The following is a 5,257-nucleotide window of genomic DNA, read 5'->3' on the forward strand; positions in this document are numbered from 1 at the left end:
GACTACAATAATAAACCGCCACAATACGCCCGCTTTGGGAGAGTTACAGTTACAGTGCTATAACCTTGATAGTCTACAAATGAAAAGGGGGTATCGGATTACGATACCCCCTTGTTTAGAAGCTTAATGCTTAGGATTAAGCATTACTTAGTTGGTCTTGGATCCTGCTGTAGATTCTTATTGATATCCAGTTGATTTTGTGGTAGACAGTGGATATATTCAATAGCGTTAGGATCTAGAGAAGTGAATGCTGACTCGGTATGATTAGATTGAGTCCCCTTTACAGAGGTTTTGCTCCTATCTACATTAAGGTGCCAGCGCTTCATATCCCATACACCATTGCCTTCGCCCCAGAGCTCAATCCTACGTTGGATTCTAATTTCATCTCTTAGAGCCTTCTGATCTGCAGGTGCAGTGTAGCCCTCAGCTCTCTTGCCTACAAATTCTTCAAGTGCTTTCTTTGCCTCGGCTGTCTTGCCTAGCTCGTTTTGAGCTTCGATTGCTAGCAATATTGGATCTTGCACTCTCAAGAATATATAGTCAGAGTTAAGGTTATCAGCATTGGTAACCACAAACTTCATAGAGGTGTAATCTGGGTAGTAATACTTTTCACCCGTTTTTTTGTCAACGAAATCCACTGCGATCTCTGGGTAGTCTTTCTGATTCACGAAGAGCTGTCTTCTTGTATCATTGTCTTGCATTTGATCGTACAGCCATGCGTAAATCAGTCTGCGCTGACCACGGCCACAATAGTTGCCATTAGTTGGATCCATGTGAGAGTAGAAAGATGCCCATGAGGTACTCGTCGCTGGAGTAACATCGTATCCCCAAATGACGTCGCTATTATTCACATTCCATGAAAGTGGGAATTCAGGAACGATATCCTTACCACCTTCAATCGCCATTTTGGCGTACTTTTCTACATTTGCCCAATCCTCCATGCAAGCATATAGCTTTGCGAGGTAAGCAGCCACTACATACTTATCCATATCGGTATGGTCGTCTTTGGTCGCAGCACAATGCTCAATGCCGATCGTTAGGTCTTTGATGGCTTGGTCATAAACCTCTTTTACGGTATTTCTGGCAAGGTCTACGTCGGTATCCTTAAGCATAATTGGCACAGCCATTTTGCTCTCGTTCCCTTTGTAAGTAGCTTGGTAGAAATTGGCTAAGTGCCAGTAAGCAATACCTCTGTAGGCATAGAATGGAGCATTATCTGCACTTGGATCTGGAGCATCATTGATAAATGAGTTGCAGTTTGCAATGATCTCATACCACATGTTCCAGTAGGTACGCACTCTACGAGTGTTTGCGGTTACGGTTACGTAATTGTACTCCCAATCGAACCAGTCCAGTCCTTTGGCTACCACATCTTCGCCCATCAAGTCAAAGGTCATGTGGTAGGCTTTTAGACCAAAGTCATCGTGGCTATCCCAACCGCCTTGGAGCTTATTTGCATTAGACTGTAGGAGTGCACCTCTTAAGTCACTTGCAAAGGTCTTATCGTCTTTTACTAACTCCTCTTTTTGATCTTGAGTCAAGTACTCAGAGACGTCGGCGGTAATGCGGTCGTTGCCACATGCTACTAACCCACCAGCTAGGAGTAGAGTTAATAATATCTTGCTAATGTTATTCATATTCGTTTGTCATTGATTTAATTAATGTCATCAATTACTCAGGTGCTACTTACAGTGAGATAGAGATACCACCTGATATAGCACGAATTACAGAAGGTTGGTTAGAATCTGGGTTACCTGTAAATGAGGTACGTGGATCCAGTCCCTTCCTAGCAGATAGCAAAAATACATTGTCTGCAGATACGTATAGCCTTAGGCCCTTTATCTTGATTTTCTCTGTGATGTCACTTGGTAGAGTGTAGCCAAGTGTTACACTGCGAAGAGATAGATAGGAAGCATCAGTGATGAATCTATCTGAAGTCTTGATCATAGAGCTTTGGTTCTGAAGTCTTGGGACATCGGTATTCTTATTCTCAGGAGTCCATCTGTTAGCGATATCCTTGTGGAAAGTTGCTGCAGTGTTTGAGCCATTATGCATGAGGTTACTGTAGTTCCAGTCCACCATCTTACCACCAATACCGTATGCAAATTGCATATCAAAGTCCACACCATAAGCATTGAGTGATGCGAAGAAACCACCCTCTAGGTCACGGTTTACACGACCTACATACTGGCGATCCTTAAGGGTAGAAGAGTGTTTCTTGTAATTGACTACATCAAACTTATCCTCCTTCTCATTGTACTTCTCATACAACGCATCACCATTCTCTGGATTGACGCCAGCATATTTTACTAGGTAAATATCGTTGATGCTACCGCCCTCTTTAAGAATTCTAATGCCAGAAGAGAGACCATTCTCTTTGAAGCGCTCTGGTAGGCTTATGATCTTATTTCTAAAGGTCATACCATTCACACCTAGAGTGAGCTGTACATTCTCGGTAGATACCACTCTACCAGTAAGCGAGAACTCAACACCTGTATTTCTCATAGAACCGATGTTCTTTGGCATATATGGGAAACCAGTACCACGCTCTAGTGGCTCATTGAAGAGTAGGTCGGTGGTCTTACGAGTAAAGAACTCCACCTCTCCAGTCAGTCTATCTTGGAATAGTCCAAACTCAAGACCAAGGCTTAGATTAAGGTTCTTCTCCCAAGTGATGTCAGGATTGCCCTTAAATTTATTGGAGATACTAACATTGCTTCCGTCTGACTCATAACCATAAAGGTTTTGGTATGGAGTGTACATGCGGTAGCCATCATTATCAAGTAGGTTATCGTTTCCTTGCTGTCCGATACTTGCACGTAGCTTAAGATTGCTGATGGTGTTATTATCCTTCAAGAACTCCTCCTCTGATGCACGCCATGATCCACCAAGGCTCCAGAAAGTACCCCAGCGCTTGTCAGGTGCGAATACAGAAGAACCGTCAAGACGGAGTGAAGCTGATAGGTAGTACTTCTCATAGAAGTTACCTGTAAATTGAGTGAAGAAACCCTCTACATTGTAGTTGCGCTCGTAAGAGATTAGGTCGGTTGTCTCACCAAAGGTGTTGAACTCAAGACTGGTTGGAATAATGGTATTCTTCTTAGAGCCGTAAGTGTGCTTTAGGTTCCACTTGTAGAACTCGTGACCAAGTAAAGCTTGCATAGAGAAGTCGCCAAATTTAGCGTCATAAGTAAGCACTTGGTTCCAGTTTATTGTGGTATAGTTGTCAAAGTTCTTCTCAAGGATACCTCTGTAGTCCTTACCGTCACCCATTCTTGGGTTGATAAAGTAATTGGTGAGGTCATTGTTTTGGTAGTAGTTGAAGGTCGTATTGAATTTGAAACCTGCACCAAAGTCAATGTCTGCCCTTGCAGTTTGGTTGATATAGAGACTTCTATAGTTATCTCTATTTAGTTCAGACTCACCTATGATGTTCTTACCACCAGAATACTTTCTCGCACCATTGATTCCAGGACGGGCATCACCAGTATCATAGATCTTTTCACCAGTCTCTTTATCCATCATAATCTTACCATCTTTGTCGTGAGCATAGACTGGGTAGATAGGAGCGATGTTACGAGTGAAGTTGAATACGTTGGAGAAAGCATTACTAGACTCATTACCGAAGTTACCTTGTGTATATGAGATCAGTGAGCTTGCAGTAAGCTTTAACCAATCGTACATCTCAGTCTCATAAGATAGGCGAGAAGAGATACGGTCGAAGGCGTTCTTGATAACATAGCCTTGGTCGTTTAGATAACCTACTGAGAAGAAGGTCTTGGATTTCTCTGAACCACGAGTGAGTGATAGGTTATACTCTTGTCTCATCTTTGGAGACATTAGGAGAGCTGCCCAATCATTGAAGTTGCTGGCATCCTCATACTTGATCTTAGCATTTGGATTCATTACACCATTGTTATCAAACAGTTGGTTGTCAGGTACATTGTAAATGTTGTAGCCTAGACGTCCAATTAGTGAATTGCCTGAAAGATCATTGCCACCGTAGTTAGTCAGCGTACCAGAGGTGATCTGATTGGCTTGCTCTAATGTAGGGAATATTGGATCTCCATTAGTATCTTCACCTAGTGCTATCCCGCGGTTTTGGTTACGGAATGCTTCCCAGTAGTAAGAGTAGTATTGAGCAGGGTCTGTAACTGTATCATACTCTGGCACACCTCTTTGGTTCACACCAAGGCGAGCTTCAAAGTTGACTGTCGTTTGTCCTGCACGACCACTCTTGGTGGTGATGATGATCACACCATTGGCACCACGAGCACCATAAAGAGCAGCAGAGGCAGCATCCTTAAGTACGTTGATAGATGCGATGTCGCGAGGGTTAATAGAGTTGATATTTCCGTCGTAAGGAGCACCATCTAGAACAATAAGTGGATTGTTAGAGGCGTTGATAGATCCTACACCACGAATTCGAATAGAGGTGCTAGAACCAGCCGAACCACTAGCTGAAGAAAGCTGAAGTCCAGGAACCATACCCTCAAGAGCCTTTACAGCATCAGGAGCTTGAAGCTTTTCTAGCTTCTTTGAATCCACTACGACCGCTGATCCGGTGAATGACCCTTTCTTCGCAGTACCATAAGCTACCACGATCACGTCGTCGAGGAGTTCAGTGTCGGGCACTAGCTTGATTCTTAGGGTTGGTGCTGCAGCTACCTCTTGTGTTTTGTAGCCTACATAGCTGACGATAATTAGCTCGCCTTGCTTAGCTTTTAGGGTAAAATCGCCATCCATTCCGGTCATGGTTCCTACTGTTGCGTCGGATTTAAGTCTTACGGTTGCGCCGATGACTCCGTCTCCACGCTCGTCAGTGACGATACCTTTGACGGTGATGGTCTGTCCTAATGCCGAACCTATTGTTAGGAGGCAAAGGGAGATAAGCATTAAAATCTTACTTTTCATACCATTTACTTGTTTGTTAATTGTTTTGTATTGCTCTCGTTAATATTATTTCTTTGCTCACACTTGAGCTATTTAGTTGTTTTCTCGGGTTGCGTGTGTGTTTATCTCAATTAATGTGTCTAATTTTTATTATCTGCCTCAATTTGAGTGTTACTTTAGTGCGAAAACATCTCAAATAGAGCTCTTACAAGCCAAAGGTATATTATTTTTTCGAGATTGCCAAAAAATAGGTTAAGAAAATGATGGGGAGGGGGCAAGGTGCCTAATCGGTGGGGGGTACCTAATCGGTGGGGGGTACCTAATCGGACAGGTCAGACGAGGCGGACAGGTCGGACGCCCCTCC

General features: G+C 43.3%; 2 protein-coding genes. Both read right to left on the reverse strand.

Annotated elements, in window-relative coordinates:
* Positions 1-143: 143 nt before the first annotated feature.
* Positions 144-1,637 (reverse strand): RagB/SusD family nutrient uptake outer membrane protein, encoded by a 1,494-nt coding sequence (locus QVO39_RS02805; protein ID WP_021902934.1) that lies wholly within the window; start codon positions 1,635-1,637, stop codon positions 144-146.
* Between the two features lie 49 nt (positions 1,638-1,686).
* Positions 1,687-4,914 (reverse strand): SusC/RagA family TonB-linked outer membrane protein, encoded by a 3,228-nt coding sequence (locus QVO39_RS02810; RefSeq protein ID WP_021902935.1) that lies wholly within the window; start codon positions 4,912-4,914, stop codon positions 1,687-1,689.
* Positions 4,915-5,257 lie beyond the last annotated feature (343 nt).

The sequence above is a fragment of the Porphyromonas sp. CAG:1061 genome, from assembly GCF_000435035.1.
GTDB classification, from domain to species: domain Bacteria; phylum Bacteroidota; class Bacteroidia; order Bacteroidales; family Porphyromonadaceae; genus Porphyromonas_A; species Porphyromonas_A somerae.